Here is a 26,377-nt window from a genome sequence, read left to right as displayed (position 1 = left end):
CGCCATGCGTGGGATTTTCTTATTGGACGGATCAGGCCTTGAGCGCTTTCTTCGGGTAGATGTCGTAGCGACTGGATTTGCCATCCAGCGCATGGCTCGGCTTCGGCCCTTCGATGCACGGCGCCTTGCGCGGGCGCTTGACCACCACCCGGTGCGTGGCCAGCGCCAACGCAGCCTCCAGCAAGGCCGGCGCATCCGGATCGTCACCCACCAGCGGACGGAACAGGCGCATTTCCTTCTTCACCAGCGCGGTTTTCTCACGGTGCGGGAACATCGGGTCGAGGTAGATCACCTGCGGCGGCTCGCCTTCCCAGCTGCGCATCACGTCGATCGAGTTGCCCTTGAGCAGCGTCATCCGCGCCACGATCGGTGCCACGTCGAAATTTTCCGCCGCACGGGCCAGACCATCCTCCAGCAACGCGCCGATCAGCGGTTGACGCTCGATCAGGCTCATCTCGCAGCCCAGGCTCGCCAGCACGAATGCATCTTTCCCGAGCCCCGCGGTGGCATCCAGCACCCGCGGGCGCACGCCTTGGGCGATACCGACCGCCTTGGCGATCATCTGTCCGCTGCCACCGCCGTACAACCGACGATGGGCCGCGCCGCCCTCGACGAAGTCGACCCGCACCGGCCCCGGCGCATCCGGCCCCAGCTGTTGCAGCTGCAAGCCCTGCTCGCCGACCTGCAAGGCAAACTCGCCGTCGGCCACCTGCAACGGCAGATTCAGGCGTTCGGCCCACTGCTCGGCCTGCGCTTCGAACGTCGGGCCGAGGGCTTCGACATGGATGCGGCAGGCCGCAGGTTGCTCAATCATGGAAAACACGCTCAAAAAAGTTAAGGATCGGCAGAAACCGCCGATAACCCAATCAACGCGCATTTTGCCAGAGCTGAGCGTCGACCGAAAAAAATGTCAGGCATTCTTCCCACATCGATTGGCTACATTTCGCCTACAGGCGATTTCAGCCGTCATAACACTCAAGCATTGGGCGGCGTCAGCCACCTGTGGCAGGATTTCTTTGCCCAGGCACTGGCCGAACAATCGAGTGATGTGGTGCCGGCCTGTGGCACCTTCCCGCCGGTCGATCTGGAAAGCCCTGAAGAGCCGACCATCGGCAGTGAACTCCACGCGCACATCATCGACCAGCGCGAATGCGATGTAGTGGAAACCCAGGTACGCCCGCCCGAGCCGCTGTTCCTGCCGATTGCCGAAATCGACATGACACTGGCCGAGCCGTACCCACCGTTCCCGCCGGAAGACATCAAGACTCAGCAAAAGCAGCAGGACTTCGACAGCAGCTGGGTTCGTCCGGTCGTAATCAACAACGGCCAGCCGATTCCGGAACCGGGCCCTGCACCGCAGAAAAAGCCGCTGTACCTGCCGATTGCCGAGTTCGACCTGGATCTGCTGCAGCCTTACCCGCCGTTCCCGCCGGAAGAGATCGTCGAGCAGCAGAAAGCCCTGGACTTCGATAACGGCTGGGTACGCCCGATCGTTCAGCAGAACCTGCGCATCGCCGCCTGATTCCGCCCCGTTTCAACCCTTGAAGAATTGATTGGCCTTGGCGTACGGCATTGAACGCGAAGTGAAACCGAACGTGCCCGATTGCTGGATTTCCTCGGCAGCCCGGAAGAACTCGCCAAACGCCGCCAGTGCCAGCGCCGAGCCGGTACTGATGCGCTTCACACCCATTTCTTCCAGTTGCTGCACGGTCAGCTTCAGACCACCGGACATCAACACGTTGACCGGTTTCGGCGCCACCGCTCGCACCACCGCCAACACTTCTTCGGCCGTCCTCAGACCCGGAGCATAGAGCACGTCGGCCCCCGCTTCAGCGAATGCCTGCAGACGGCGAATGGTGTCGTTGATATCCGGATTGCCGTGCAGGTAGTTTTCCGCACGGGCCGTCAGGGTGAAGGGAAATGGCAACGTGCGCAGAGCTGCAACCGCGGCTTCGATCCGCGCCACGGCATGTTCGAAACAGTAGATCGGCGCGTCCGGACGGCCAGTGGCATCTTCGATCGAGCCACCCACGGCGCCCGCTTCGGCGGCGCGCAGCAGGCTTTGCGCCGACTCCGCCGGAGCGTCGGCAAAACCGTTTTCCAGATCCACCGCCACGGGCAGATCCGTGGTTGCAGCAATTGCCCGAACATTGTTCAGGGTTTCTTCGAGACCAAGCGCGCCATCGGGTTTGCCCTGGGAAAACGCATAACCGGCACTGGTGGTCGCCAGTGCCTGATAACCCAGACTGGCAAGCATTTTCGCGGAACCGGCATCCCACGGATTGGGAATCACGAAAATCCCGGGACGTTCATGCAGGGCTTTAAAGGCTTCGGCTTTACGGACTTGTTCTTTGCGGGCTTGGGCGTCCATCGGCAGGCTCCTGGGCAGAAAAAAAACGCCTCAGAGCAGGCCAAGTTGCTCGGCGGCGGGTTCTCTGTATAGCTCAGGCAGCGATGGCAGGCCAGGCAAACGTTGCATCAGCTGTGCGTGAAAACGCTGCGCAAGCTTCGCCGCCAGGATGTTATCGGCAGTATGCAAGAAGATGTACGGCGTGCGACCCTCTTCGATCCACTCGGCAATCTTCGCCACCCACGGCACCAGAAACGGATCGTTGGCCTCAAGCTCGGGATGGCCGATGAAACGCACCTGCGGGAATTGGGTGAACGCTGCCGGGCGGGTTGGCACGCGGGGCTTTTTCGATTGAGCGTGGATCACCGAAGACTCGGTGGACAGGCAACTGAACAACGCGCGCGGATCGAGGCAGATGCGCTCCACGCCGCGATCCAGCAGCAGACGGTTGAGCAGACGTTCGCTTTCGCCCTTGGCGAAGAACTGTTCGTGCCGCACTTCCACTGCCAGCGGTCGATCAAACGCGTCGATGAAGGCTGCGAGCTCTGGCAAACGTTGCGGAGTGAAGCTTTTCGACAGTTGCAGCCACAGTGGCGATACGCGTTCGCCGAGCGGGCTGAGCAACCGGATGAAGGTTTCGGCGGCAGTCAGTTGATCGCGCAGGTCACCGCCGTGGCTGATGTCGCCAGGGAATTTGGCGGTGAAACGAAAGTGCTCGGGCATGACCTCGGCCCAACGCGCCACGGTGGCCGGCGAAGGGCTGGCGTAGAAAGTCGTGTTGCCTTCCACGGCGTTGAACACTTGCGAATACAGACCTAGGAAATCGGAGGTCTTGGCGTCTACCGGATACAGATACTCGCGCCAGGCGTTTTCACTCCAGGACGGGCAACCGAGGTAGTAAGGCAGATCCATCAGATGTACAGGTCGAGGCCCAGCACGTCTGCGTCCCAATCGACAAAACCGGCGGTGCTCAGGTAGCTGGCCAGGGCCATGGCCACGCTTTTCTTCATCGCACGGTGATAAATCATGTCTTGTTGGCGGGCGGGCAGATTGCTCAGGCGTTGCGCGGAGGCCTTGGCGGCGCGGGCAGCCAGTTGCGCTTCGGTGGGTAATTCCAGCTCGCCTTCAATATCCTCGACGGATTCATCCAGCGCCGGATTGCCTTTGCGAGGCTTGCGCTTGATGGGGTAGGAATGAGTGGAAACGCCGTCTATACGCATAAAGTCATGCTCGGTATCGATGATGGCAATTTAGCGGCACCTGACCGACTTAGCAAATCGCCGAGTGATAACTAGAACACATAAAAGACAAAAGGTTTAAAGCGCGGGGTTGGAAACGGACGATTGGCAGCGTTCAGCCATAACGCCGCACCTTGTGGGAGCGAGCCTGCTCGCGAAGAGGCCGGCACATTCAACATCAATTTACGCTGACACGACGCCTTCGCGAGCAGGCTCGCTCCCACAGGGTTGGGGTGGATCAGCGGGCTTTCGGCGTGGCGACTTTATCGCGCAGGTAAACCGGCTGGGCGTCGTCGGCCGGAATCGACTCGCCACGTTCCCAGGCGAAACGCGCCAGCGTCAGCAGATCCTCGGCGTGGGGCAACATGCCCGCATCGGAACCGCTCAGGTTGACAGCGATGCGCTCGCCGTAGCCCCAACCGGTGCCGGCACCGAACCAGTCACCTGTAGCATCGTCCGGCAGTGCGGCAACTTCCGGCGGCAACACCGCCTCGGTGCCGACCAGACGCATCTCCCCTGCCGTCTCGCGATAGCAGCCCCAATACACTTCATCCATCCGCGCATCGATAGCCGCCGCGACCTGGCTCACGCCGTGTTCGCGATAAGCGCGTTGCGCGAGTACCGCCAGGTTCGACACCGGCAACACCGGACGATCCAGCGCGAACGCCAAGCCTTGCACCACGCCGATGGCAATGCGCACACCGGTGAACGCGCCCGGGCCACGACCGAAGGCAATCGCGTCCACCGCTTGCAGCGTGGTGCCGGCGTCGGCCAGCAGTTGCTGGATCATCGGCAGCAGTTTCTGCGCGTGCAGGCGCGGGATCACCTCGTAATGGCTCGTGACCTTGCCGTCATGCAGCAAGGCAACGGAGCAAGCTTCAGTCGCGGTGTCCAGGGCCAGCAAGGTGCTCATCGATGTGTCCGTAAATCAGGTGGGGAAAAGTGCGCCAGTATAAACAACTACGGCCCGCAAGCGGGCCGTGGATGATGCAGCGGATCAGGTTTTTCAGCTCAGTGCTTCAAGAACCTTGGCGGTGATCGCTTCAACCGAACCGACACCCGGAATGTGGCTGTACTTCGGCTTGCCGTTGGCGGCCGACAGCTTCTGGTAGAAATCCACCAGCGGCTTGGTCTGCGAATGGTAGACCGACAGGCGATGACGCACGGTTTCTTCGGTGTCGTCCTTGCGCTGCACCAGCTCTTCACCGGTGATGTCGTCCTTACCGGCAATCTTCGGCGGGTTGTAGACGATGTGGTACACGCGGCCGCTGGCCTCGTGAACGCGACGGCCAGCGATACGCTGAACGATTTCTTCGTCTTCAACGGCGATTTCAACCACGGCATCCAGCTCGACACCGGCAGTCACCAGCGCTTCAGCCTGAGGAATGGTGCGCGGGAAACCGTCGAACAGGAAACCGTTGGCGCAGTCAGCCTGAGCGATGCGGTCTTTTACCAGTGCGATGATCAGGTCATCCGACACCAGGCCACCGGCATCCATGATGCTCTTGGCCTTGATGCCCAGTTCGGTGCCGGCCTTGACCGCAGCACGCAGCATGTCGCCGGTGGAGATTTGCGGAATGCCGAATTTCTCGGTGATGAACTTAGCCTGAGTACCTTTACCGGCCCCGGGAGCTCCCAGCAGAATGACGCGCATTAGATGTGCTCCTCAATTTTTTTATAAAAAGCTTTTGCAAAACAACGGATTCGCCTCATGGGGCGAAATCCTGGAAATAGGGTCGTGACCGCCCAAACGGCCAGAGGCTGACCAAGATACACAGCAGGCTGCGCCCACACAAGACGCCAAAAGTCGGAGAAACCGGCGCCTGCCGCGACCTTGCGACGCGGTTCCCCAAGTCGCAACCCCATCATTAACTGTCGCTTGCCCGCATTTTTCCCACGCTCGATAAACGGCACCCGACGTTTGCCCCGGGTGCCCTGCCCCACGCAGAAAACCTTAGCCGGTATTTCGCAAACCGGCGGCAATCCCCGCCACAGACACCAGCAACGCCTGTTCTACCGGGCTGTCCTGCTCGACGTTCGGCTGTCGCGAACGCGCCAGCAGTTCGGCCTGCAATAGATGCAGCGGGTCGAGATAGGTGTTGCGCAGGCGGATGAATTCCAGGGTGTCCGGGCTATGTGCCAGCAGTTGCGACTGACCGGTCAGGCCGAGCACCACGGAACATGCCTGCGACAATAGGTCGCGTAAGTGCACACCCAAAGGTAACAAGTCCGACTCAACCAGTCGCTCGTCGTAGGACAGCGCAATGTCGGCGTCGGCCTTGGCCAGGACCATTTCCAGCATGTCGATGCGGGTGCGGAAAAACGGCCACTGTTCGCGCATCTGCCCCAGCAGCTCACCTTCGCCGCGCTCCAGCGCCTTGCTCAGTGCGGTTTCCCAACCAAGCCACGCTGGCAGCATCAAACGCGTCTGGGTCCAGCCGAAGATCCACGGAATCGCCCGCAGGCTTTCGATACCACCGGCGCGACGCTTGGCCGGACGGCTGCCCAACGGCAAACGCCCCAGCTCCTGCTCGGGTGTCGACTGACGGAAATACTCGACGAACTGCGGATTTTCCCGCACCACGGCGCGGTAAGCGGCGACACCGTCAGCAGCCAGTTCATCCATCAGATGCCGCCACTCCGGCGTCGGTGGCGGCGGTGGCAGCAGGGTCGCTTCGAGCACGGCAGCCAGATACAGATTGAGGTTTTGCTCGGCGATGTCCGGCAGGCCGAATTTGAATCGAATCATTTCCCCCTGCTCGGTGGTGCGGAAACGCCCCGCCACCGAACCCGGCGGTTGCGACAGGATCGCCGCATGGGCCGGGCCACCGCCACGGCCCACGGTGCCACCGCGACCATGAAACAGCAGCAGTTCGACTTGCTGCTCGTGGCAGATTTCCACCAGCCGCTCCTGAGCCCGATATTGCGCCCAGGCCGCGGCGGTGGTGCCGGCGTCCTTGGCCGAGTCGGAATAACCGATCATCACTTCCTGCGGGCCTTGCAGACGTGCGCGATAACCCGGCAGCAGCAACAGGCGCTCAATCACCGGGCCGGCGTTGTCAAGGTCGGCCAGGGTTTCGAACAACGGCACTACGCGCATCGGCCGCAGCACACCAGAGTCCTTCAGCAGCAGTTGCACCGCGAGCACATCCGAGGCGGCGCCGGCCATGGAGATCACATAAGAACCCAGCGAAGCGCCCGGCGCGGCAGCGATTTCCTTGCAGGTGGCGAGCACTTCGGCAGTATCCGCCGAGGGTTTGAAATGCGCCGGCAGCAGCGGCCGACGATTTTGCAGTTCGCGGGTCAGGAAGCTGATGCGCTGTTCTTCGTCCCAGTCTTCATAGCGACCGAGGCCGAGGTAATCGGTGATTTCGGTCATGGCGGCGGTGTGTCGCGACGAGTCCTGACGCACATCGAGGCGCACCAGGAACAGGCCGAAGGTTACGGCCCGACGCAGGCAATCGAGCAATGGCCCGTCGGCGATCACGCCCATGCCGCACTCGTGCAGCGAGTGGTAGCACAGCTCCAGCGGATCGAGCAGATCGCGATTGTTGTGCAGCACATCGGCCGGTGCCGGGGTGGTTGCGGTCAAGGAGGCATGAGCCCAGTTGCGCGTGGCGCGCAGGCGTTCACGCAATTGTTTGAGCACCGCGCGATAGGGTTCGGCGCTGTCGCCGGCCTTGGCCTTGAGCGCGTCGCTGGCTTGCTGCATCGACAGTTCGGCGGCCAGGTGATCGACATCTCGCAGGTACAAATCGGCCGCCATCCAGCGCGCCAGCAGCAGTACTTCGCGGGTCACCGCAGCGGTGACATTCGGGTTGCCATCGCGGTCGCCGCCCATCCACGAAGCAAAGCGGATCGGCGCGGCTTCCAGCGGCAAACGCAGGCCGGTGGCGGCAAACAGTGCCTGATCGGCCTTGCGCATATGGTTGGGAATCGCCTGCCACAACGAATGCTCGATCACCGCAAAACCCCACTTGGCTTCGTCCACCGGGGTCGGTCGGGTGCGGCGGATTTCTTCGGTGTGCCAGGCTTCGGCGATCAGGCGTTGCAGGGTGTTGTGGATCTGCTCGCGCTCGGCCGTGGTCAAGTCGCGGTGGTCCTGAGCGGCCAGTTGCGCAGCGATCGCGTCGTACTTCTGGATCAGCGTGCGCCGGGCCACTTCGGTCGGGTGCGCGGTCAGCACCAGTTCGATTTCCAGTCGTGATAACTGTCGGGCGAGGGAGTCGGCGCTGTGCCCTTCCTCGCGCAAACGGGCGAGCAATTCCGGCAGCACACGGGACTCGAAAGGTGCGGCTTGCGACTCTTCGCGGCGATGAATGAGCTGGTACTGCTCGGCGATGTTCGCCAGGTTGAGAAACTGGTTGAACGCCCGTGCCACCGGGAGCAATTCGTCTTCGCTCAACTGATTGAGGCTGGCGCTGAGTTCGGCGTCCATCGAGCCGCGCCGGTCAGCCTTGGCGCCCTTGCGGATCTGCTCGATCTTGTCGAGAAACGCCTCGCCGTACTGGTCACGGATGGTGTTGCCCAACAGCTCACCGAGCAGGTGAACGTCTTCGCGCAAGCGTGCATCAATATCGGTCATCAGCATCTCTCCAGCAGTAATCGGTGACGGATCGCAAGTGAGTGGATGAACAGAGAGTGCCGCTCTGCAACGCTTCTTACAAGCAGACGACGAAGGGACTTTAAACCTTGAGGCTTGAAGCTAGTCTCAACAGTAAGCCCCACAACGGCTTGCCGCCGCCTGACGGCGGACACTCACCCAGACCTGCCACGAGCAGGTACGACATGAGGTCATCATGAAAATCCGTGAACTCGCCCAGCATTGGGAAGAAACCGCCAAGGGTCGCCTGACCGAGACCGGCTACACGATTCATCTGGATGTGGAGGCCGCCGCACGCCTGGCGGCGATTGCCGAGATGTACCCCAAACGGCATGCCGAAGAACTGCTCGGCGAACTGATCGGCGCGGCGCTTGAAGAGTTCGAGGCGAGCCTGCCGTATGTGAAGGGGTCAACCGTGGTTGCCACCGATGAGGAAGGCGATCCGCTGTATGAAGACGTTGGCCCGACGCCGCGTTTTCTTGCGCTTTCGAGAAGGCATTTGCAAGACCTCTCCGCTGCTGCCGGCAAACAAAAGCACTGACACCAAAGAGATCAATACTGTGGGAGCGAGCCTGCTCGCGAAAGCGGGGCATCAGTCGACATCGATAGTGACTGGGCCACCGAATTCGCGAGCAGGCTCGCTCCCACATTAGCTGCACTCCTGCCTGTAAACAGGTGTTTTTTGGGTATTGAAAACACCCGCGCGTACCTCTCAAAAGCTCCAAAGTTCCCGGTTTAGAGCCCTGTCCATTCGGTCAGAATATTTTTTGGCGATGAGCCATCTTTTCTGAACTTTTAAAAAAAGCCTCCGGTCGGAACAGGTAACCACGCCTGGAACGAGCGTTTCAAAACGCACTTGCACATGACGGTTGCGGCTCCGCTACCAGGATGGATTTCGAAGCTTCCAAGGAGTTAACCAATGGAGTTGAAGACCATGAAGACCCAAACCTCGTTCTCCCACCTGCGCGGTCTGAAACTGGCCGCCCTGGCTATCGGCACCAGCTTCGTGCTGGCCGGTTGTGCCGGCAATCCACCGACCGAGCAATACGCGGTGACTCAATCGGCCGTCAACAGCGCGGTCAGCGCCGGCGGTACCGAGTTCGCCGCTGTGGAAATGAAGCAGGCGCAGGACAAGCTCAAACAAGCCGAAATCGCCATGCACGACAAGAAGTATGACGAGGCTCGCACGCTGGCCGAGCAAGCCGAGTGGGATGCCCGCGTTGCCGAACGCAAGGCTCAGGCGATGAAAGCCGAACAGGCTGTGAAGGATTCCCAGAAAGGTGTTCAGGAACTGCGTCAGGAAAGTCAGCGCACCGTGCAGTAAGCGCGCATCCCGACCGCAAGGCTGAATCTCTTATCGATAGAAAGGACGAACGATTATGCGTAAACAACTGATGATCCCCGCTCTCCTGGCCGCAAGCGTTGCCCTGGCTGCCTGCTCGACGCCGCCGAACCCGAACCTGGAACAGGCGCGCACCAACTACGCCGGCCTGCAGGCCAACCCGCAGGCGAGCAAAGTGGCGGCACTGGAAACCAAGGACGCCAGCGATTACCTGGACAAGGCTGACAAGGCCTATCTGGACAAGGAAAACGCGGCCAAGGTCGACCAACTGGCCTACCTGACCAACCAGCGTGTGGAAGTGGCCAAGCAGACCATCGCCCTGCGCACCGCTGAAAACAACCTGAAGAACGCCGCTGCCCAACGTGCCCAGGCCCGTCTGGATGCCCGCGATCAACAGATCAAACAGCTGCAGGACAGCCTCAACGCCAAGCAGACTGATCGCGGTACGCTGGTGACCTTCGGTGACGTGCTGTTCGCCACCAACAAGGCCGACCTGAAATCCAGCGGTCTGGTGAACATCAACAAACTGGCGCAGTTCCTCCAGGAAAACCCGGACCGCAAGGTGATCGTCGAGGGCTACACCGACAGCACCGGCGCCGCTTCGTACAACCAGTCGCTGTCCGAGCGTCGTGCGACCTCGGTGCAGGTTGCGCTGATCAAGATGGGCGTCGATCCGTCGCGCATCGTGGTGCAGGGCTACGGCAAGGAATACCCGGTCGCGGATAACGGCAGCGTCTCGGGCCGTGCGATGAACCGTCGGGTGGAAGTGACCATTTCCAACGACAACCAGCCGGTGATGCCGCGTTCGGCCGTCAGCTCGAACTAAGCTTCACGCGTTAACGAAAAAGCCCCGCCTGATTTGATCAGGCGGGGCTTTTGTTTGTCGCGGGTTTACTCTTCCAGCTTCTGCGGGGTTTCCTGACCCATGCAGCGCACAGCCTTTTTCTGCGCGTTGATCAGCACCCCGGTCAGGCCTTTCTGTTCGGTGTCGAACAGCACCAGCACGCCATCGATGCACTGCGCCACTTGCGGCGCCGGGTCCAGGGAGACCTTGTAGTCTTCGCCGGGAATGGTCTTGAGCATGGTGAATTCGTTGAGCAGCAGCGCATCCTCGGGTTTGGCGAAGTGCAGGTAGCCGTAGTACCACAGGGCACCGACGGTGCCGAGGATGCTGCAGATACCGGTGATGATCAGCGGGATGGCGTTGCGTTCTTCACTCATTGCGGACTCTCGTTTTCGGAATTCGGAGGTTGCGGGTAATTCGGGACTTCGCCGAGGCGGCGCAGGCCGTTGAAATGCTCAGGATCGTCGAGGTAACGCAGCATGACCTGGCGCCATACCGGATCGCCGAAGGTCTGCACATGGCCACCGCGAGTCAGTTGCAGCACGCGCGGTGGCGGCGCAGCTTGATACAGGCGGATGCCGTTGGAAAGAGGCACCAGCGGATCGTCGATGCTGTGGAAGATCAGTTTCGGCACGCCTTTGAGCTGCGGCATCGAGTTGATCGCGCTGTCGCTGTCCGGCACCAGCCACGACAGCGGCACCTGGAATGGCCAGGTCATCCACGAGGTGCTGAGGGCGTATTGGCCGACGCTGCGGTAACTGGCCGGAACCCCGTCGAGCACAAAGGCCTTGAGCTGTTTTTGTCTTTCCGGATGTTGCACCAGCCAATGCACTGCCATCGAGCCACCGAGACTCTGACCGAGCAGGATCAACGGCTTGCCTTTGACCTCCGGCGCCTTGTCCAGCCAGGCAAATGCGGCGTCGATGTCCTGATAGATCGCCGGCAGGCTCGGCTTGCCTTCGGACAGACCGTAACCGCGATAGTCCACCAACAGCACCTGATAGCCGTTTTTCGGCAACCACCAACTGCCGCCCAGATGCATCGGCAGGTTGCCGCCGTTGCCGTGCAGGTGCAGGACCGTGCCCTTGACCTCGACACCGGGTTTGGCCGGCAGCCACCAAGCGTTCAGCTTGAGGCCGTCGGCGGTGGTCAGGGTGACGGTGCGGTATTCAAGTTTGGCCTTTTCCGGGGTGAATATCTGGCCCGGCTCGGGGTAGAACAGCAAAGAGCTGCAACCGCCGAGGGTCAGGAGCAGGCAGAGGATGCCGAGGATTCTCATCCGGTGAAACCTCGCAAGGTTCGGATTCCCGCGCTCAGCGCGGGAATGATCAATGGGCCTACAGGATGTTGGAGTAATCGGCCTCGATCCGGTCCAGGCTCAAGTGATTGAGGAAGTTGGAGAAGCACATCCACGCCGACAACGCGTTCATGTCACGGAACTGGTCCGGCAGGTATTTGGGCGGCACCACCAGGCCTTCATCCACCAGTTGCCGCAGGGTTCGCATGTCCTCCAGCGTGGTCTTGCCACAGAACAACAGTGGAACCTGCTCGAGCTTGCCCTTGCGCACGGCCAACTGAATGTAGTTGTAAACCATGATGAAGCCCTTGAGGTAGGACAAGTCTTTGGTGAATGGCAGACCGGTCGGCGTCGATCCACGGAAAACCCGACTGGCGTTGCCGTAGCTTTCCGCCATTTCGAAGCCCTGCTCGCGGAAGAACTCGAAAATCTGCAGGAAGTCCGCGCCCTCCTCCACCATGTGAATGGCGCGGGTGCGGTTGGTCAGCTTGCGCAGGCGGCTCGGGTAGGAAGCGAAGGTGATGATTTCCATCAGGATCGCCAGGCCTTCCTGAGTCACGGTCGACGAGGGCGGGCCCTTGGACAGGAAGGTGCAGATCGGCTGGTTCAAGCCGTTGAGCGTGGTGCCGACGTGCACCAGGCCTTCGTGGACTTCCAGCGCGCGCACGTCGCGGTCGTTGAACATCGCGTCGGTGCGGATCTTGATGTAGTCGGCGCCCGCCGCCGCGTCGGCGACGATGCCGTCGGACTCGAACACGCGGATGGTTTCCTCGGCCTCGCCAAACACTTTGTTCAGGCGGGTTTGCAGCAGGTGCACGGCATCCTTGGCGGTGAGGATCTTCGGTTCGTCCTTCAGGTCGCCACGGCCGTCGATGTTGTTCAGGTAGTCCGACATCATCAGGCCGAGGTCGGCCAGGGTCGGGTCACCGGCGTGGAATGCATCGGACGCGGCGCCGTACAGTTCCTGGGAAATCAGGCCGAAATCCTCGGTGCCGCGCGCTTCGAGCATGCGCACCACCATCCGGTATTCCTTGCACATGCGCCGCATGATCTGGCCGACCGGGTTGAACTGGCCGAGCTGGCGGGTGATGTCCCGTTCGATGTTCTGGAATTCCAGCTTGACCTTGCTCGAATCGAAGGACAGCGGCCGGTTGAGGTAGTAGTCGCGATCCACCGCCGGCAATTCCTTGCCCTTGGCCTTGAGGAACCCCTTGCGGATGTTCTCGTCCCACTTGACCGCATCGAGCACGCGAATCGGCGTCTGCGCCAGCACAATGCGATCGGACAGCGTGCGTATCGTCTGCTGGTAATCGTCCACCCGAAACTCCTGTAGAAAACATGACGTACTGGATTATTTGGCCTTGGCCTGATGCTGGTAGCGCGCCGCTTCGACGAAAACGTCCGAGTTGGCCGGGTCGTCGAGGTAAGCAAAGACCTTATCCAGCGGACTGTCGACCTGCACGCCCTGACCGTCATCGGTCGGAAAGCCCTGGCCGTCGAGGCTTTTCTGCGCAATGGCCTGGTTGATCTGATCGAGATCGAGGTTGTAGATCACCAGTTCATGTTTGTCGGTGATCTCGAAACCGGCGATGGTGAAGTGCCCGCCATATTGCGCCGGCACCTTCGCCGACAAGTACCAGCGGCTGCCATGACGCGACACTGTGAACGGGTAGGCTTCCCGCTCATGGGGACGGGCCTTGAACCAGCTGACCGCCTGATAGCGGTCATTGCCCAGGCGCGTGAGTTCCAGGTTCATCGGCTCGCCCCAGGCATTGGTGCTCGCCCATTCGCCAAGCAGGCCCTTGGGCGCCGGCTCACGGGCAGGCAGCGGATCCTTGAAGGTCACCAGACAACCGCTGAGCAGCAGGAACGACAGCGCGATCAACGCGCCACGCCAGGCTTTCATTCAACACTCCCTATGAATACACGGCCCTGAAAATCGCCATGATCCCTTGTGGGAGCGAGCCTGCTCGCGAAAGCGGGGTGTCAGGCAACAAAGATGTTGAATGTCAGACCGCATTCGCGAGCAGGCTCGCTCCCACAGGGTTTGGTGTTACACCGACGCCAGTACGAGATGCATATAGCGCGTCAGAATGCCAAGCATGTCCTCTTCGGCCAAAGGCTCGGCGTCGTTGAGCAGGCCCTGATATTCCATCCGTCCGATAATCGCCGTCAACACCTTGGCATCCTGCTGCGGCTCGCGGGAGCCCAGCACCTGGAACAACTGGCAGGTGCCCTGCAACAGAATCTGCTGATGGGAACGTACCAGTTCCGCCAGACGCGGGTTGAGCAGCGCTTCCTGGCGGAACGCCTGTTCGGCCATCAAATGCTCGCGGCGGTTGACCAGTTGCCGGTGCACGTAGTCGGCCATCAGCCGGGCGATATCGTCAGCCAGTTGCGAGCGCGACTCCGGGCTGCCGTCGCCGCTGACCACCATTTCCCGCAGCAGACCTTCGTTGTTGATCCACAACTTGGCCATGTAGGCCGCGCTGCGTTCGACGTACTGGGCGAAGGTATCGGTGAGCAGGTCATCGATGTCCTTGAAGTAATAGGTGGTGGCCGACAGCGGCACACCGGCCTCGGCCGCCACCGCCCGGTGACGCACGGCGCGCACGCCGTCGCGCACGACAATGCGCATCGCCGCATCGAGAATGTCCTGCCGACGCTGCTCGCTGCCCTGTCGGCTGGCCTTGCGGCCCTGGTACTGAACACTTTCAGCGACCGCAGTGGCGATACCCGCTGCACCCTCTTGAGCCATTGCACCGATCACGACAGGACTTCCTCTGTTGTTTTTTTCAAAAGTAACCATTTGATACGTTTGTACCAGACAGGCAATAAAAAGCCGCCCATTTCAGGCGGCTTTTTTATTGAAACACTTACGCTTGCGGCCGCATGTGCGGGAACAGGATCACGTCGCGGATCGACGGCGAGTTGGTCAGCAACATCACCAGACGGTCGATACCGATACCTTCACCGGCCGTTGGCGGCATGCCGTACTCCAGCGCGCGAACGAAGTCGGCGTCGTAGTGCATGGCTTCGTCATCGCCGGCGTCCTTGTCGGCCACCTGCGCCATGAAGCGCTCGGCCTGGTCTTCCGCGTCGTTCAGCTCGGAGTAGGCGTTGGCGATTTCACGGCCGCCGATGAACAGCTCGAAGCGGTCGGTGACGTTCGGGTTGTCGTCGTTGCGACGGGCCAGCGGCGACACCTCGAACGGGTACTGGGTAATGAAGTGCGGCTGTTCCAGCTTGTGCTCGACCAGTTCTTCGAAAATCATCACCTGCAGCTTGCCCAGACCTTCGAAGCCCAGCACCTTGGCGCCGGCCTTCTTGGCGATGTCGCGCGCCTTGTCGATGTCGTTCAGGTCATCGGCGGTCAGCTCAGGGTTGTACTTGAGGATCGAGTCGAACACCGACAGGCGCACGAACGGCTCGCCGAAGTGGAACACCTTGTCGCCGTACGGCACGTCGGTGCTGCCCAGAACCAGCTGCGCCAGTTCACGGAACAGTTCTTCGGTCAGGTCCATGTTGTCTTCGTAGTCGGCGTAAGCCTGGTAGAACTCCAACATGGTGAATTCAGGGTTGTGACGAGTCGAAACGCCTTCGTTACGGAAGTTGCGGTTGATCTCGAACACTTTTTCGAAGCCGCCAACCACCAGACGCTTGAGGTACAGCTCTGGCGCGATACGCAGGAACATTTCCATGTCCAGCGCGTTGTGGTGGGTTTCGAACGGCTTGGCCGCAGCGCCGCCAGGAATGGTCTGCAACATCGGCGTTTCGACTTCGAGGAAGTCGCGCTTCATCAGGAAGCTGCGAATGTGCGCGATCACTTGCGAACGGACGCGGAAGGTCTGGCGCACGTCTTCGTTGACGATCAGGTCAACGTAACGCTGACGGTAGCGCTGTTCGGTGTCGGTCAGGCCGTGGTGCTTGTCCGGCAGCGGGCGCAGGGATTTGGTCAGCAGGCGCACGCTGGTCATCTCGACGTACAGGTCGCCCTTGCCGGAACGGGCCAGGGTACCTTCGGCGGCGATGATGTCGCCCATGTCCCAGGTTTTCACCGCGGCCAGGGTTTCTTCGGACAGGGTCTTGCGGTTGACGTAGACCTGGATGCGACCGGTCATGTCCTGGATCACCATGAACGAGCCACGGTTGAGCATGATGCGACCTGCAACCTTGACCGGGATCGCAGCCTCTGCCAGCTCTTCCTTGGTCTTGTCCGCGTACTGTTTCTGCAGTGCTTCGCAGTAGTTGTCGCGGCGGAAGTCGTTCGGGAAGGCATTGCCCTTGGCGCGCTCGGCAGCAAGCTTTTCCTTGCGCAGGGCGATCAGGGAGTTTTCTTCCTGTTGCAGGGCTTGCGAATCGAGTTGTTGGTCGCTCATGTCTTTAAATTTTCCATCACAGGTTCGTTGCCCCCGCCGGTGACGGGGGACTTGAGGTCGGGTGAAGCTTACAGCCCCGATTTCAGGCTGGCTTCCAGGTATTCGTCGATGTCGCCGTCGAGCACCTTGTCGCAGTCACTGCGTTCGATGTTGGTACGCAGATCCTTGATCCGCGAGGCATCGAGCACGTACGAACGGATCTGGTGACCCCAGCCGATGTCCGACTTGGTGTCTTCCAGCGCCTGGGACGCCGCGTTGCGCTTCTGCATTTCCTGCTCGTACAACTTGGCCCGCAGCATTTTCATGGCGGTGTCCTTGTTGGCGTGCTGGGAACGTTCGTTCTGGCAGCTCACCACGGTGTTGGTCGGTACGTGGGTGATACGTACGGCCGAGTCGGTGGTGTTTACGTGCTGACCACCGGCACCGGAGGAACGATAGGTGTCGATCCGCAGGTCTGCCGGGTTGATTTCGATTTCCACCTTGTCGTCGATCTCTGGCGAGACGAACACCGCGGAGAACGAAGTGTGGCGACGGTTGCCGGAGTCGAACGGGCTCTTGCGCACCAGACGGTGCACGCCGATCTCGGTACGCAGCCAGCCGAAGGCGTATTCGCCCTTGATGTGCACGGTCGCACCCTTGATCCCGGCGACTTCACCGGCCGACAGCTCCATGATGGTCGCGTCGAAACCGCGTTTGTCGGCCCAGCGCAGGTACATGCGCAACAGGATGTTGGCCCAGTCCTGGGCTTCGGTGCCGCCGGAACCGGCCTGGATGTCCAGGTAGGCGTTGTTCGGGTCCATCTCGCCGCTGAACATGCGACGGAATTCCAGCTTGGCCAGGGACTCTTCGAGACCTTGAAGGACTTCGACGACGTCGTTCACGGCGCCTTCGTCGTTCTCTTCGACGGCCATGTCGAGCAGCTCGCGGGAATCGGCCAGGCCGGTGGCCAGCTCGTCCAGGGTGTCGACGATCTGCGCCAGCGCCGAGCGCTCGCGGCCCAGTTCCTGGGCGTATTCAGGTTTGTTCCAGACTGCAGGATCTTCAAGCTCGCGATTGACTTCGATCAGACGCTCATGCTTTTGATCGTAGTCAAAGATACCCCCGAATAGATTCGGAGCGCTCGGACAGGTCCTTGATGGTGTTCAGGATCGGATTGATTTCCATGACGGGCAGCACTCGTTGGCGAACTTTTGAAAGCCGGCGAGTATAACGTAATCAAGCTGTCACGGCAGCCCGTCTGGCGGCTCTTGAGGCGAATGAACCCGATGGTTCACTCGATCCCCACCTGGTTGCGCCCGTTGTTCTTCGCCAGATACAGGCCACGGTCCGCCGCCGAGATCAGCAACCGGCAGTCGCTGCCCGCCTCCGGCACCATGGTCGCCAGGCCGATGCTGATGGTCAGGCTCGCCCCTTCGGCCGGAGCATTGTGCGGAATCTTCAGCGCCGCCACGGTCTGGCGCAGCTTCTCCGCCACCAGCCGCGCCCCGCCCGGCGAGGTGTTGGGCAGCACCAGCGCAAATTCTTCGCCGCCATAACGCGCCGGCAAGTCGGACGGCCGGGCACTGGCCTCGCGGATTGCCGTGGCGACCTTGCGCAAGGCTTCATCGCCTTCGACGTGGCCGAAGGTGTCGTTGTAGGACTTGAAGTAATCGACGTCGATCATCAGCAACGACAACTGGCTCTGGTCGCGCAGCGAGCGGCGCCATTCCAGCTCCAGGTACTCGTCGAAGTGCCGGCGATTGGACAGCCCGGTCAGGCCATCGGAGTTCATCAGGCGCTGCAGCACCAGGTTGGTGTCGAGCAATTGCTGCTGGCTGACCCGCAACGCGCGATAGGCCGCGTCCCGTTGCAGCAGAGTCATGTAGGAGCGCGAGTGATAACGGATGCGCGCCACCAGCTCGATGTTGTCCGGCAGTTTCACCAGGTAATCGTTGGCCCCGGCGGAGAACGCCGCGCTCTTGATCAGCGGGTCTTCCTTGGTCGACAGGACGATGATCGGAATGTCCTTGGTCGCCGGGTGATTGCGGTATTCGCGCACCAGGCTCAGGCCGTCGAGGCCGGGCATCACCAGATCCTGCAGGATCACCGTCGGCTTGATCCGCACGGCGTGGGCCACGGCCTGATGCGGGTCGGAGCAGAAGTGAAAGTCGATGTTCTCTTCATTCGACAGCCCGCGGCGCACGGCTTCGCCGATCATCGCCTGATCGTCCACCAACAACACCATGGCGGCGTTCTCGTCGGTTTTGATGTCATCGATCTGTAAGTCATTCATGGGCGGTCACCTGAGTGCTGCGGGGGCCTGGATTGCGGAGTAATGCGTTCATTTGGGGAAAATCTCCAGCAATCGTGGCGCTATCTTTTCCAGTGGACGGATTTCTACGGCTGCATCGATGGCCGCGGCGGCCTTGGGCATGCCGTACACCGCACTGCTTTGCTGATCCTGCGCGATGGTCAGGTAACCCTGTTGGCGCATGAGCTTAAGCCCTTGAGCCCCGTCGCGTCCCATCCCGGTCAATAAAACCCCTACTGCGTCACCGTTCCAGTAATTGGCGACGCTCTCGAAAAACACGTCGATCGAGGGGCGGTAGATCTCGTTGACCGGCTCGGCGGTGTAGGCCAGCGTGCCGTTCTTGAGTAACCGGATGTGATGATTGGTGCCGGCCAGCAACACCGCGCCGGCCTGCGGCGGCTCGCCTTCCCGGGCCAGACGCACATCGAGGCCGCTGGCGCTGGCCAGCCATTCGGCCATGCCGGCGGCGAACACCTGATCGACATGCTGCACCAGCACGATGGCCGCAGAAAAGTTGCGTGGCAGGCCTTTGAGCAAAACCTCCAGCGCCGCCGGACCACCCGCTGACGAGCCGATTGCCACCAGCCGCTGGCACGACGCCGAACTGCGCGGCGTTGTCTGGGCCGGGCGGGCGTGAGCGGTTTTCTCGCCTATCAGCCAGCCGATATTCAGAATCTTGCGCAACAGTGGCGCGGCCGCCTGCTGCGCATTGCCGGCGCCAAGGGCCGGGGTGTCGACAACGTCCAGCGCGCCGTGGCCCATGGCTTCGAACACCCGGTGCACGTTCTGCTGGCGGTCCACTGTGACGATGACAATCGCGCAGGGGCTCTCGGCCATGATGCGGCGGGTGGCCTCGACGCCATCCATCACCGGCATGATCAGGTCCATCAGGATCAGGTCCGGGGTGTTTTCCGCGCACAGGCGCACCGCTTCGGCGCCGTTGTTGGCGACCCATACCACCTGATGCGCCGGCTCGAAGGCCAGCGCCCGGCGCAGGGCCTCCACCGCCAGGGGCATGTCGTTGACGATTGCGATCTTCATGCCCGCGCTCCTCCGATGAGCTCAACCACTGCGTCGAGCAGGGCATCGTCATGAAAACTGGCCTTGGCCAGATAATAGTCCGCCCCGGCATCCAGTCCACGGCGCCGGTCTTCTTCGCGATCCTTGTAGGACACCACCATCACCGGCAGCGATTGCAGGCGATTGTCGCGACGCAGCAGCGTCACCAGTTCGATGCCGTCCATGCGCGGCATGTCGATGTCGGTGATCAACAGATCGAAATCCTCGGAGCGCAGGGCGTTCCAGCCGTCCATGCCGTCTACCGCGACGGCGACGTCGTAGCCACGATTGAGCAGCAACTTGCGTTGCAGCTCGCGCACGGTGAGCGAGTCGTCGACCACCAGGATCCGTTTGCGCGCGGCTTCTGCGGCCTGATTGCCATGGCGGGCGATGCGTTCCAGACGCCCGGTGTTCAGCAACTTGTCCACCGAGCGCAGCATGTCTTCGACGTCGACGATCAGCACCACCGAGCCATCGTCAAGCAAGGCCCCGGCGGAAATGTCCTGCACCTTGCCCAGCCGCTCGTCCAGCGGCAGCACCACCAGCGTGCGCTCGCCGATGAAGCGTTCAACCGCCACGCCGTAGATCGCATCGCGCTCGCGGATCACCACGACCTTGAGCGTGTCGCCGCTGTTCTGGCTCGCCGGGCGCTGCAGCAATTGGCTGGCCGCAACAAGACCGACATGCCGGCCCTCGTGCCAGAAGTGCTGGCGGCCCTCGACCTGCACGATGTCGTCCGGCGCCAGATCGCACATGCGCTCGATGTGCGCCAGCGGGAAGGCGTAGGCCTCGTCGCCGACTTCCACCACCAGACTGCGAACCACCGACAGGGTCAGCGGCACTTCGAGATGGAAGCGACTGCCCTCACCCGCCGTCTGCTCCAGCACCACCGCGCCGCGCAACTGGCGGACCATGTGCTGAACGGCATCAAGGCCGACGCCCCGACCGGATACTTCGGTGACTTTGTCCCGCAGACTGAAACCCGGCAGGAACAGGAAGGTCAGCAGCTCTTCTTCGCTCAGCTGAGCGGCAGTTTCCGCCGGCGACAACTGACGTTCGACGATGCTGCGGCGGACCTTTTCCAGATCCACTCCGTTGCCGTCATCGCTCAGCTCCAGCACCAGCAGCCCGGCCTGGTGCGAGGCGCGCAGTCGGATCAACCCTTCCTCGGGCTTGCCTTTAAGAAGGCGCTCTTCCGGTGTTTCGATGCCGTGATCGACCGCGTTACGCAGCAGGTGCGTCAGCGGTGCTTCGAGTTTTTCCAGCACATCGCGGTCAACCTGGGTTTTCTCGCCTTCGACTTCCAGCCGTACCTGTTTGCCGAGGCTGCGGCCCAGATCGCGCACCATCCGCACCTGGCCCGACAGCACGTCGGCGAACGGCCGCATGCGGCAGGACAGGGCGGTGTCATAGAGCACTTGCGCTCGCTGGCTGGCCTGCCAGGCGAACTCGTCGAGCTCGGCATTTTTCTCTGCCAGCAGTTGCTGGGATTCCGCGAGCAGTCGCCGCGCATCTTCCAGCGCCTCTTGAGCTTCGAGGCTCAGGGCATGTTCCTTGAGATGCACGTTGAGACTTTCCAGCGCCCGCAGGCCGTTGTTCTGCATGCGCTTGAGGCGCTGCATGGTGGCCAGGTGCGGTTTGAGGCGCTGGGTTTCCACCAGGGATTTGCTGGACAGATCGAGCAGGCTGTTCAGGCGTTCGGCGGTGACCCGCAACACCCGCTCGCCACCTTCGGTGGTGCGTTTGCTCTTGCGCGGCGCAGGCTCTGGCTCGGCCACCTCGACGGGGATCTCAACGGGTGTCGGCTCAACCACTGGCGGTGGCTGAAGCTGCAACTCGGCCATCGGTGGCGCGCTCGGAGCGGCGGCCACCACGGCCGGCGCCGCCGGATCGAGCAAACCACCCATCAATGCCACGTAAGCCTCGATGTCCGCGGGTTGCGGGCCATTGGCCGGGGTGGCGATGCGCATCAGCAAATCGGCGCCCTGCAACAGCGCATCAATATGCTCCGGGCGCAGGAACAGCCGCCCTTCCTGCGCGCTGACAAGACAATCTTCCATCACGTGGGCAACGCTGACGCCGCTGTCGATGCCGACAATCCGCGCCGCGCCTTTCAGCGAGTGCGCCGCACGCATGCACGACTCAAGCTGATCCGCCTGGGTCGGATTGCGTTCCAGCGCCAGCAGCCCGGCACTCAGGACCTGGGTCTGGGCTTCGGCTTCAAGGCTGAACAGCTCCAGCAGGGAGGCGTCGCGCATTTGCTCGGGGGTCATGTGAGGCTCCGGGAGACGGCGGACAACAGCTGTTCTTCATCCAGCCAACGCAGGCTGCGACCTTTGAAAGGCAACACGCCTCGGGTGTATTTGGCACTGGCCTGCGCCCCGGAACGCGACGCGGCATCGAGAATTCGTTCGTCGATGGCGTGAATCCCGTCGACTTCGTCCACCGGCACCACCACCGGCCCGCCCTTGGCCGCGATGATCAGCATGCGCGGCATGATCCGCGCGCCGGTCGCCGGAGCGGCATTACCATCGAGATCGAGCAGTTCGACCAGCGACAGGCACGCCACCAGTGCCCCGCGCACGTTCGCCACGCCGAGCAAGGCCCGGGAGCGCTGGTGCGGCAGGGAGTGAATCGCCTGCAGCGGTGCGACCTCCACCAGGCTGCGGGTGGCCAGGCCGAGCCATTCCTCGCCAAGACGGAACATCAGCAGTGAACGGGTTTTCAGCTCGGTTTCAACCTGGCTCGCCACCGGATCCCGCTCGTCCTGCTGCAACGCATAACGGTCGAGCAGGCGCGTGGCGGCGGCGGAATACACCGAGCAATTGCGGCAATGAATGTGTTCTTCCAGCAGCGGGCAAGACTTGTCGCCGTGGATGCCGATGCGGTTCCAGCAATCGTCGATGGCCCGGGCGTCTTCGTGGGTGACGTTCAAGGTGTCGGACGGGATCATCGTTTACGCTCACTGTCGGCGGTGCGGCCGCTGCGGGCGGCGCGCTCCTGCAATCGTCTGGCACCGGCCGTGTCGCCCTGGGCCTGCAGCAACGCGGCCAGGTGCATCAAGGCTTCGGGGTGTTGCGGTTCGAGGTACAAGGCTTTGCGATAGTAGCTCTGGGCTTCGAGAGCGGAGCCGGCGACATCACTGAGCAGCCCGAGCCAGTAAAACACTTGGGCCACCGGTTCATGACTGCGCAAATACTGTTCGCACGCGGCACGGGCCTCGGCGCTTTTGCCTTCGTTGGCCAGGGCGGCGATGTTGGCCAGCAGGGTCGCCGCGTCGGGATTCGGGCTTTTGGCGGTGGCGGGCAACGGCGTCACAGCGGCAAACGGGCGATTGCGCACCGGCGGCGGTGGCGTGCTGCGCACCGGTTGGCGCACGGGCAACGGGGTCGGGAGAGCGACCGGCATCGGCAGTGGTTCGGGCTGCGGATCGCTGTGGCGACTGAAGGCGAACGACTGCGGAATCCCGATCGAACGCATGCCCAGCCGCCCGAGCAGACTGCCCTCGGCGGGGCCGATAAACAGCACGCCGTCGACATGGGTCAGGCGCTTGAGCACGGCAAATACCTGTTGCTGGGTCGGCTGATCGAAATAGATCAACAGGTTGCGGCAGAACACGAAATCGAACGGCGGTTCGTTGACCAGCAACGCGGGATCGAGCACGTTGCCGACCTGCAGACGCACCTGCTCGCGGACGATTTCATTCACCCGATAACCTTCGTTCTCGGCGAAAAAATGCCGCTCGCGAAAGTCCAGTTCCTGGCCGCGAAACGAGTTCTTGCCGTACAACGCCCGCCGCGCCTTGTCCACCGAGAGCGGGCTGACGTCCATGCCATCGACCTTGAACTGATGGGGCTTGAGGCCCGCATCGAGCAACGCCATGGCAATCGAATAGGGTTCTTCACCGGTGGAACACGGCAGGCTGAGAATGCGCAGCGCGCGCATGTTGTTCAGCTCGGCCAGGCGTTTGCGTGCCAGCTTCCCGAGGGTGGCGAAGGATTCCGGGTAACGGAAAAACCAGGTCTCGGGAACGATCACCGCCTCGATCAGCGCCTGCTGTTCGTCCCGCGAGCCTTGCAGCGTTTGCCAATACTCATCGGCCGTGACCATCTGCGCCAGGATGATGCGCTGGCGCACCGCCCGCTCAATGATTGCCGGCCCTACCGAAGCGACGTCGAGCCCGATGCGTTCCTTGAGGAAATCGAAGAAGCGCTGGTCGCTGCTCATGGCAGATCCTCAAGCCGTGCCGGATCCAGCGGCGGCGTCGGGAACAGCAGTGGGCGCACGGTATCGTCGAGCAAATCGTTGACCCGCACCCATTGCACCAAGCCCCGGGCGTCTTCACGCACCGGACCGAGGTACGGCGCCTGACGATTGTCGAGCCCGTAAGGCTGAAATTCACCCGGGTTGCAACGCAGGGTGTCGGTGGCCTGTTCGAGGATCAGCCCGAGCCATTGCGAAGGTTGCGAATCGTCGGCGCGGTAGTGCACCAGCACCAGTCGTGTGCTGGTGCGCGCTTCGGCTGGTTGGCCGAACGTCAGGGCACTGAGGTCGATCACCGGCACCACCGAACCGCGATAGGCGAACACCCCCGCCACCCAGTGCGGCGCCCGGGCAATCGGTTTCAGCGGCAGGCGCGGCAGCACTTCCGCCACCTCCGTAGCGCGCAGAGCGTAGCGTTCGTTGCCGATGCGAAACAGCAGGAACAACGCCTGCTTCGCCACCGGTGCAGCGCTGCGTTTGGCGATGATTTCGCTCATCAGACTTTGAATCGCGAAACGCCGCTGCGCAGGCCCACGGCCACCTGGCTCAGTTCGTCGATGGCGAAACTGGCCTGACGCAACGACTCGACGGTCTGGCTGCTGGCATCACCCAGTTGCACCAGCGCGTGGTTGATCTGCTCGGCACCGGTGGCCTGGGCCTGCATGCCTTCGTTGACCATCAACACCCGCGGCGCCAGCGCCTGCACCTGATGGATGATCTGCGACAACTGCTCGCCGACCTGCTGCACTTCGGCCATGCCGCGCCGCACTTCTTCGGAGAACTTGTCCATGCCCATCACCCCGGCGGACACCGCCGACTGGATTTCGCGGACCATTTGTTCGATGTCGTAAGTCGCAACAGCCGTCTGATCCGCCAGACGTCGGACTTCGGTGGCGACCACGGCAAAACCGCGACCGTACTCGCCGGCCTTCTCCGCTTCGATTGCGGCGTTCAGGGACAGCAGGTTGGTCTGGTCGGCGACCTTGACGATGGTCACGACGACCTGATTGATGTTGCCGGCCTTCTCATTGAGGATCGCCAGTTTGGCGTTGACCAGATCCGCCGCGCCCATCACCGAGTGCATGGTGTCTTCCATGCGCGCCAGGCCTTGCTGCCCGGAACCGGCGAGCACCGAAGCCTGATCGGCGGCGGTGGAGACTTCGGTCATGGTGCGTACGAGGTCGCGGGAGGTCGCCGCGATCTCGCGGGAGGTCGCGCCGATTTCAGTGGTGGTAGCGGCGGTTTCGGTGGCGGTGGCCTGCTGTTGTTTGGAGGTGGCGGCAATCTCGGTCACCGAGGTGGTGACCTGCACCGACGAGCGCTGGGCCTGGGACACCAGCGAGGTGAGCTCGGTCATCATGTCGTTGAAGCCGGTTTCCACGGCGTTGAATTCGTCTTTGCGGCCGAGGTTCAGGCGCGAACTCAGATCGCCGGTGCGCATGGTGTCGAGAATCCGCACGAGCAGGTTCATCGGAGCCATGATCGCGCGCATCAGCAGAAGACCGCACAGGCCGGCGGCCAGCACGGCCACCAGTAGCGAAACGAACATGCTGACCTTGGCAGCGGCCACGGCATCGTCGATGTTGTTCATGGCCTGATCGGCGACTTTCTTGTTCTCGCCAATGATGTCATTGAGCTTCATGCGTCCGCCAACCCAAGCCGGTGTCAGCTTCTCGTTGAACAGTTTGACGGCATCGGCTTCCAGATTGCGCTTGTGCAGATCCAGCACGGCGTCCTGAATCTTCATGTAGTTGTCGTGATCCTTTTCGAACGCGGCGAATTCGATCCGGTCCTCGTCGGTGGTCACGGTGCTGCGGTAATTGGCCATTTGCTCCTGAAGACGTTTTTCGAAGGATTGATAATCCGCCGCGTCTTCACTACTGACGCCCTGTCCTTCCTTGAGCCCCAACAGTTCCTGGGTCTGCAGGTAGCTGTCGACCCACGCGCCACGAATCATCGAGCTGTAGTACACCCCGGGAATCGCGTCGTCACGGACGCTGTTTTCACTGGCTTCGATCTTCAGCAACCGTGAATACGAGACAACCACCATCAACAGCATGATGGCGATAATCACCGCAAAGCTCGCCAAAATGCGTTGGCGCAACGTCCAGTTCTTCACAGTCAGTCCTCGGGGCCAGATCGAAATTGCGGGGGAGTATAGCTGAGGGCGGTGTTTCATTTATAAGACGGTTTGCCGCGCTCGCGCCGCCCGAGCGTAAACGGGACGGGCTCTGGATAAGGACTTTCAAGGAATCGCAGGGCAACGTGCCAGTGGCGCAATGGCAAAAAGGGGCGATGGATTGGCCATTTCTGCAACAGAGAGGTCTGGCACCGACATAGCCATGTGCCATAGTGCGCAACTTCTTGCGCACTTGTTTCGCAAAATCTCCGCCTGATTCCGCTACAGCCCCCGGGTTCCGTCGCCTGTAGCCAAGTGCGCAACTTCTTGCACACCACTGCGCAAGAAGTTGCGCACTTTTGGCCTCAAATTGGCATGAAACATCTTGAAACATGCACTTAACAGCAGTTTCAGCCCCGCGTCACGGAGACTTTGGAAAACCTGGCACGGTCCTTGATATGGCTTTGGCACCCACCGGGCGATTTCGCCTCCCGGGCACCCTAACTTTATCCGCAAGGAGCACCTCCCATGGCAACACCAGCGTACATGTCGGTTACCGGCGAAAAACAAGGCCTGATCACTGCCGGCGCCTT

The 26,377-nt window shown here is 61.7% G+C and carries 25 protein-coding genes and 1 pseudogene; 5 read left to right on the top strand and 21 right to left on the bottom strand.

From position 1 onward, the window contains the following. Window positions 1-31 precede the first annotated feature (31 nt). Window positions 32-814, bottom strand: coding sequence for a class I SAM-dependent methyltransferase (locus DXT77_RS07150; RefSeq protein ID WP_119427149.1), 783 nt, complete (start codon window positions 812-814; stop codon window positions 32-34). A 93-nt stretch (window positions 815-907) separates the two neighbouring features. Here DXT77_RS07150 and DXT77_RS07145 point away from each other — a divergent pair, with 93 nt between their 5' ends. Next, window positions 908-1,522, top strand: coding sequence for an energy transducer TonB (locus tag DXT77_RS07145; protein ID WP_119427148.1), 615 nt, complete (start codon window positions 908-910; stop codon window positions 1,520-1,522). Between the two features lie 12 nt (window positions 1,523-1,534). On the opposite strand, the gene DXT77_RS07140 is transcribed toward DXT77_RS07145, so the two are convergent. From DXT77_RS07140 to ppc, 6 genes are all read right to left on the bottom strand, one after another. After that, complete coding sequence (locus DXT77_RS07140; RefSeq protein WP_119427147.1) at window positions 1,535-2,371, bottom strand: oxaloacetate decarboxylase; 837 nt, start codon at window positions 2,369-2,371, stop codon at window positions 1,535-1,537. Window positions 2,372-2,401: 30 nt separating this feature from the next. After that, a complete protein-coding gene (locus DXT77_RS07135) occupies window positions 2,402-3,262 on the bottom strand; it encodes a DUF72 domain-containing protein (RefSeq protein WP_119427146.1) in 861 nt (286 codons plus the stop codon). Next, window positions 3,262-3,570, bottom strand: a complete 309-nt coding sequence (locus DXT77_RS07130) for a hypothetical protein (protein WP_119427145.1) — start codon at window positions 3,568-3,570, stop codon at window positions 3,262-3,264. The genes DXT77_RS07135 and DXT77_RS07130 overlap by 1 nt, the downstream gene beginning before the upstream one ends. A gap of 256 nt (window positions 3,571-3,826) precedes the next feature. After that, window positions 3,827-4,501: a tRNA (adenosine(37)-N6)-threonylcarbamoyltransferase complex dimerization subunit type 1 TsaB gene (gene tsaB / locus DXT77_RS07125; protein WP_119427144.1), complete on the bottom strand. Its 675-nt coding sequence runs from the start codon at window positions 4,499-4,501 to the stop codon at window positions 3,827-3,829. Between the two features lie 93 nt (window positions 4,502-4,594). After that, window positions 4,595-5,242 carry an adenylate kinase gene (gene adk / locus DXT77_RS07120; RefSeq protein WP_085712812.1) on the bottom strand — a complete coding sequence of 216 codons (648 nt, stop codon included), beginning with the start codon at window positions 5,240-5,242 and terminating at the stop codon, window positions 4,595-4,597. A gap of 300 nt (window positions 5,243-5,542) precedes the next feature. Continuing rightward, on the bottom strand, window positions 5,543-8,173 hold the full coding sequence (gene ppc / locus DXT77_RS07110; protein WP_119427281.1) for a phosphoenolpyruvate carboxylase: 2,631 nt from the start codon (window positions 8,171-8,173) through the stop codon (window positions 5,543-5,545). Between the two features lie 214 nt (window positions 8,174-8,387). On the opposite strand from ppc, the gene DXT77_RS07105 reads away from it, so the two are divergent. The 3 genes from DXT77_RS07105 (at window position 8,388) to DXT77_RS07095 (ending at window position 10,359) form a co-directional block, all read left to right on the top strand. Then, entirely contained in the window at window positions 8,388-8,732 is a 345-nt protein-coding gene (locus DXT77_RS07105) for a pilin assembly protein (RefSeq protein WP_119427142.1), read from the top strand. A gap of 378 nt (window positions 8,733-9,110) precedes the next feature. Then, complete coding sequence (locus DXT77_RS07100; protein WP_085697302.1) at window positions 9,111-9,515, top strand: DUF4398 domain-containing protein; 405 nt, start codon at window positions 9,111-9,113, stop codon at window positions 9,513-9,515. Between the two features lie 55 nt (window positions 9,516-9,570). Further along, entirely contained in the window at window positions 9,571-10,359 is a 789-nt protein-coding gene (locus DXT77_RS07095) for an OmpA family protein (RefSeq protein WP_085712811.1), read from the top strand. Window positions 10,360-10,424: 65 nt separating this feature from the next. On the opposite strand, the gene DXT77_RS07090 is transcribed toward DXT77_RS07095, so the two are convergent. The 14 genes from DXT77_RS07090 to DXT77_RS07025 all read right to left on the bottom strand — a co-directional run bounded on the left by DXT77_RS07090 (window position 10,425) and on the right by DXT77_RS07025 (window position 25,784). Next, entirely contained in the window at window positions 10,425-10,754 is a 330-nt protein-coding gene (locus DXT77_RS07090) for a hypothetical protein (protein WP_119427141.1), read from the bottom strand. After that, a complete protein-coding gene (locus DXT77_RS07085; protein ID WP_114881550.1) occupies window positions 10,751-11,656 on the bottom strand; it encodes an alpha/beta hydrolase in 906 nt (301 codons plus the stop codon). The genes DXT77_RS07090 and DXT77_RS07085 overlap by 4 nt, the downstream gene beginning before the upstream one ends. A 58-nt stretch (window positions 11,657-11,714) precedes the next feature. Then, the gene (locus tag DXT77_RS07080; RefSeq protein WP_085712808.1) at window positions 11,715-12,992 is read right to left on the bottom strand and encodes a flavohemoglobin expression-modulating QEGLA motif protein; all 1,278 of its coding nucleotides are present in this window, start codon (window positions 12,990-12,992) and stop codon (window positions 11,715-11,717) included. 33 nt (window positions 12,993-13,025) lie between these two features. Continuing rightward, window positions 13,026-13,580, bottom strand: a complete 555-nt coding sequence (locus DXT77_RS07075) for a hypothetical protein (protein ID WP_119427140.1) — start codon at window positions 13,578-13,580, stop codon at window positions 13,026-13,028. Window positions 13,581-13,727: 147 nt separating this feature from the next. Continuing rightward, complete coding sequence (locus DXT77_RS07070) at window positions 13,728-14,432, bottom strand: TetR/AcrR family transcriptional regulator (protein ID WP_011332647.1); 705 nt, start codon at window positions 14,430-14,432, stop codon at window positions 13,728-13,730. 118 nt (window positions 14,433-14,550) lie between these two features. Continuing rightward, window positions 14,551-16,053, bottom strand: coding sequence for a lysine--tRNA ligase (gene lysS / locus DXT77_RS07065; protein ID WP_119427139.1), 1,503 nt, complete (start codon window positions 16,051-16,053; stop codon window positions 14,551-14,553). A gap of 68 nt (window positions 16,054-16,121) precedes the next feature. After that, window positions 16,122-17,217, bottom strand: a protein-coding gene (gene prfB / locus DXT77_RS07060) for a peptide chain release factor 2 (RefSeq protein WP_114881547.1) whose coding sequence is annotated in 2 segments (ribosomal slippage) — window positions 16,122-17,144 and window positions 17,146-17,217 — 1,095 coding nt in all. Because the reading frame shifts where the segments join, the coding sequence is not laid out codon by codon here. A gap of 106 nt (window positions 17,218-17,323) precedes the next feature. After that, on the bottom strand, window positions 17,324-18,325 hold the full coding sequence (locus DXT77_RS07055; protein ID WP_085712805.1) for a PleD family two-component system response regulator: 1,002 nt from the start codon (window positions 18,323-18,325) through the stop codon (window positions 17,324-17,326). 48 nt (window positions 18,326-18,373) lie between these two features. Further along, the gene (locus DXT77_RS07050) at window positions 18,374-19,384 is read right to left on the bottom strand and encodes a chemotaxis response regulator protein-glutamate methylesterase (RefSeq protein WP_119427138.1); all 1,011 of its coding nucleotides are present in this window, start codon (window positions 19,382-19,384) and stop codon (window positions 18,374-18,376) included. Beyond that, complete coding sequence (locus DXT77_RS07045; RefSeq protein ID WP_119427137.1) at window positions 19,381-21,675, bottom strand: hybrid sensor histidine kinase/response regulator; 2,295 nt, start codon at window positions 21,673-21,675, stop codon at window positions 19,381-19,383. The genes DXT77_RS07050 and DXT77_RS07045 overlap by 4 nt, the downstream gene beginning before the upstream one ends. Continuing rightward, entirely contained in the window at window positions 21,672-22,355 is a 684-nt protein-coding gene (locus tag DXT77_RS07040) for a chemotaxis protein CheW (protein ID WP_119427136.1), read from the bottom strand. Before DXT77_RS07040 ends, DXT77_RS07045 begins: the two co-directional genes overlap by 4 nt. Further along, entirely contained in the window at window positions 22,352-23,629 is a 1,278-nt protein-coding gene (locus DXT77_RS07035) for a protein-glutamate O-methyltransferase CheR (RefSeq protein WP_119427135.1), read from the bottom strand. Before DXT77_RS07035 ends, DXT77_RS07040 begins: the two co-directional genes overlap by 4 nt. Further along, complete coding sequence (locus DXT77_RS07030; RefSeq protein ID WP_119427134.1) at window positions 23,626-24,162, bottom strand: chemotaxis protein CheW; 537 nt, start codon at window positions 24,160-24,162, stop codon at window positions 23,626-23,628. The genes DXT77_RS07035 and DXT77_RS07030 overlap by 4 nt, the downstream gene beginning before the upstream one ends. Next, window positions 24,162-25,784: a methyl-accepting chemotaxis protein gene (locus tag DXT77_RS07025; RefSeq protein ID WP_119427133.1), complete on the bottom strand. Its 1,623-nt coding sequence runs from the start codon at window positions 25,782-25,784 to the stop codon at window positions 24,162-24,164. The genes DXT77_RS07030 and DXT77_RS07025 overlap by 1 nt, the downstream gene beginning before the upstream one ends. Window positions 25,785-26,312: 528 nt before the next feature. Between DXT77_RS07025 and DXT77_RS07020 the strand changes: the two are divergent. Beyond that, a pseudogene (locus DXT77_RS07020) lies at window positions 26,313-26,377 on the top strand (type VI secretion system tube protein Hcp); the annotation flags it as partial.

Origin of the sequence: Pseudomonas sp. 91RF (assembly GCF_003576265.1) — a bacterium.
Classification (GTDB): domain Bacteria; phylum Pseudomonadota; class Gammaproteobacteria; order Pseudomonadales; family Pseudomonadaceae; genus Aquipseudomonas; species Aquipseudomonas kribbensis.
This window is presented reverse-complemented; position numbering and strand designations above follow the sequence as displayed.

Bases quoted from the DNA above. Each gene is read 5' to 3' on its own strand.
- DXT77_RS07130 (WP_119427145.1), bottom strand. From the start codon at position 3,570: ATGCGTATAGACGGCGTTTCCACTCATTCCTACCCCATCAAGCGCAAG.
- tsaB (WP_119427144.1), bottom strand. From the start codon at position 4,501: ATGAGCACCTTGCTGGCCCTGGACACCGCGACTGAAGCTTGCTCCGTT.
- lysS (WP_119427139.1), bottom strand. From the start codon at position 16,053: ATGAGCGACCAACAACTCGATTCGCAAGCCCTGCAACAGGAAGAAAAC.
- DXT77_RS07070 (WP_011332647.1), bottom strand. From the start codon at position 14,432: ATGGCTCAAGAGGGTGCAGCGGGTATCGCCACTGCGGTCGCTGAAAGT.
- DXT77_RS07045 (WP_119427137.1), bottom strand. From the start codon at position 21,675: ATGACCCCCGAGCAAATGCGCGACGCCTCCCTGCTGGAGCTGTTCAGC.
- DXT77_RS07030 (WP_119427134.1), bottom strand. From the start codon at position 24,162: ATGAGCGAAATCATCGCCAAACGCAGCGCTGCACCGGTGGCGAAGCAG.
- DXT77_RS07100 (WP_085697302.1), top strand. From the start codon at position 9,111: ATGGAGTTGAAGACCATGAAGACCCAAACCTCGTTCTCCCACCTGCGC.
- DXT77_RS07145 (WP_119427148.1), top strand. From the start codon at position 908: ATGTCAGGCATTCTTCCCACATCGATTGGCTACATTTCGCCTACAGGC.
- DXT77_RS07140 (WP_119427147.1), bottom strand. From the start codon at position 2,371: ATGGACGCCCAAGCCCGCAAAGAACAAGTCCGTAAAGCCGAAGCCTTT.
- DXT77_RS07085 (WP_114881550.1), bottom strand. From the start codon at position 11,656: ATGAGAATCCTCGGCATCCTCTGCCTGCTCCTGACCCTCGGCGGTTGC.
- ppc (WP_119427281.1), bottom strand. From the start codon at position 8,173: ATGACCGATATTGATGCACGCTTGCGCGAAGACGTTCACCTGCTCGGT.
- DXT77_RS07055 (WP_085712805.1), bottom strand. From the start codon at position 18,325: ATGAATGACTTACAGATCGATGACATCAAAACCGACGAGAACGCCGCC.
- DXT77_RS07090 (WP_119427141.1), bottom strand. From the start codon at position 10,754: ATGAGTGAAGAACGCAACGCCATCCCGCTGATCATCACCGGTATCTGC.
- DXT77_RS07040 (WP_119427136.1), bottom strand. From the start codon at position 22,355: ATGATCCCGTCCGACACCTTGAACGTCACCCACGAAGACGCCCGGGCC.
- DXT77_RS07050 (WP_119427138.1), bottom strand. From the start codon at position 19,384: ATGAAGATCGCAATCGTCAACGACATGCCCCTGGCGGTGGAGGCCCTG.
- DXT77_RS07135 (WP_119427146.1), bottom strand. From the start codon at position 3,262: ATGGATCTGCCTTACTACCTCGGTTGCCCGTCCTGGAGTGAAAACGCC.
- DXT77_RS07035 (WP_119427135.1), bottom strand. From the start codon at position 23,629: ATGAGCAGCGACCAGCGCTTCTTCGATTTCCTCAAGGAACGCATCGGG.
- DXT77_RS07075 (WP_119427140.1), bottom strand. From the start codon at position 13,580: ATGAAAGCCTGGCGTGGCGCGTTGATCGCGCTGTCGTTCCTGCTGCTC.
- DXT77_RS07095 (WP_085712811.1), top strand. From the start codon at position 9,571: ATGCGTAAACAACTGATGATCCCCGCTCTCCTGGCCGCAAGCGTTGCC.
- adk (WP_085712812.1), bottom strand. From the start codon at position 5,242: ATGCGCGTCATTCTGCTGGGAGCTCCCGGGGCCGGTAAAGGTACTCAG.
- DXT77_RS07105 (WP_119427142.1), top strand. From the start codon at position 8,388: ATGAAAATCCGTGAACTCGCCCAGCATTGGGAAGAAACCGCCAAGGGT.
- DXT77_RS07150 (WP_119427149.1), bottom strand. From the start codon at position 814: ATGATTGAGCAACCTGCGGCCTGCCGCATCCATGTCGAAGCCCTCGGC.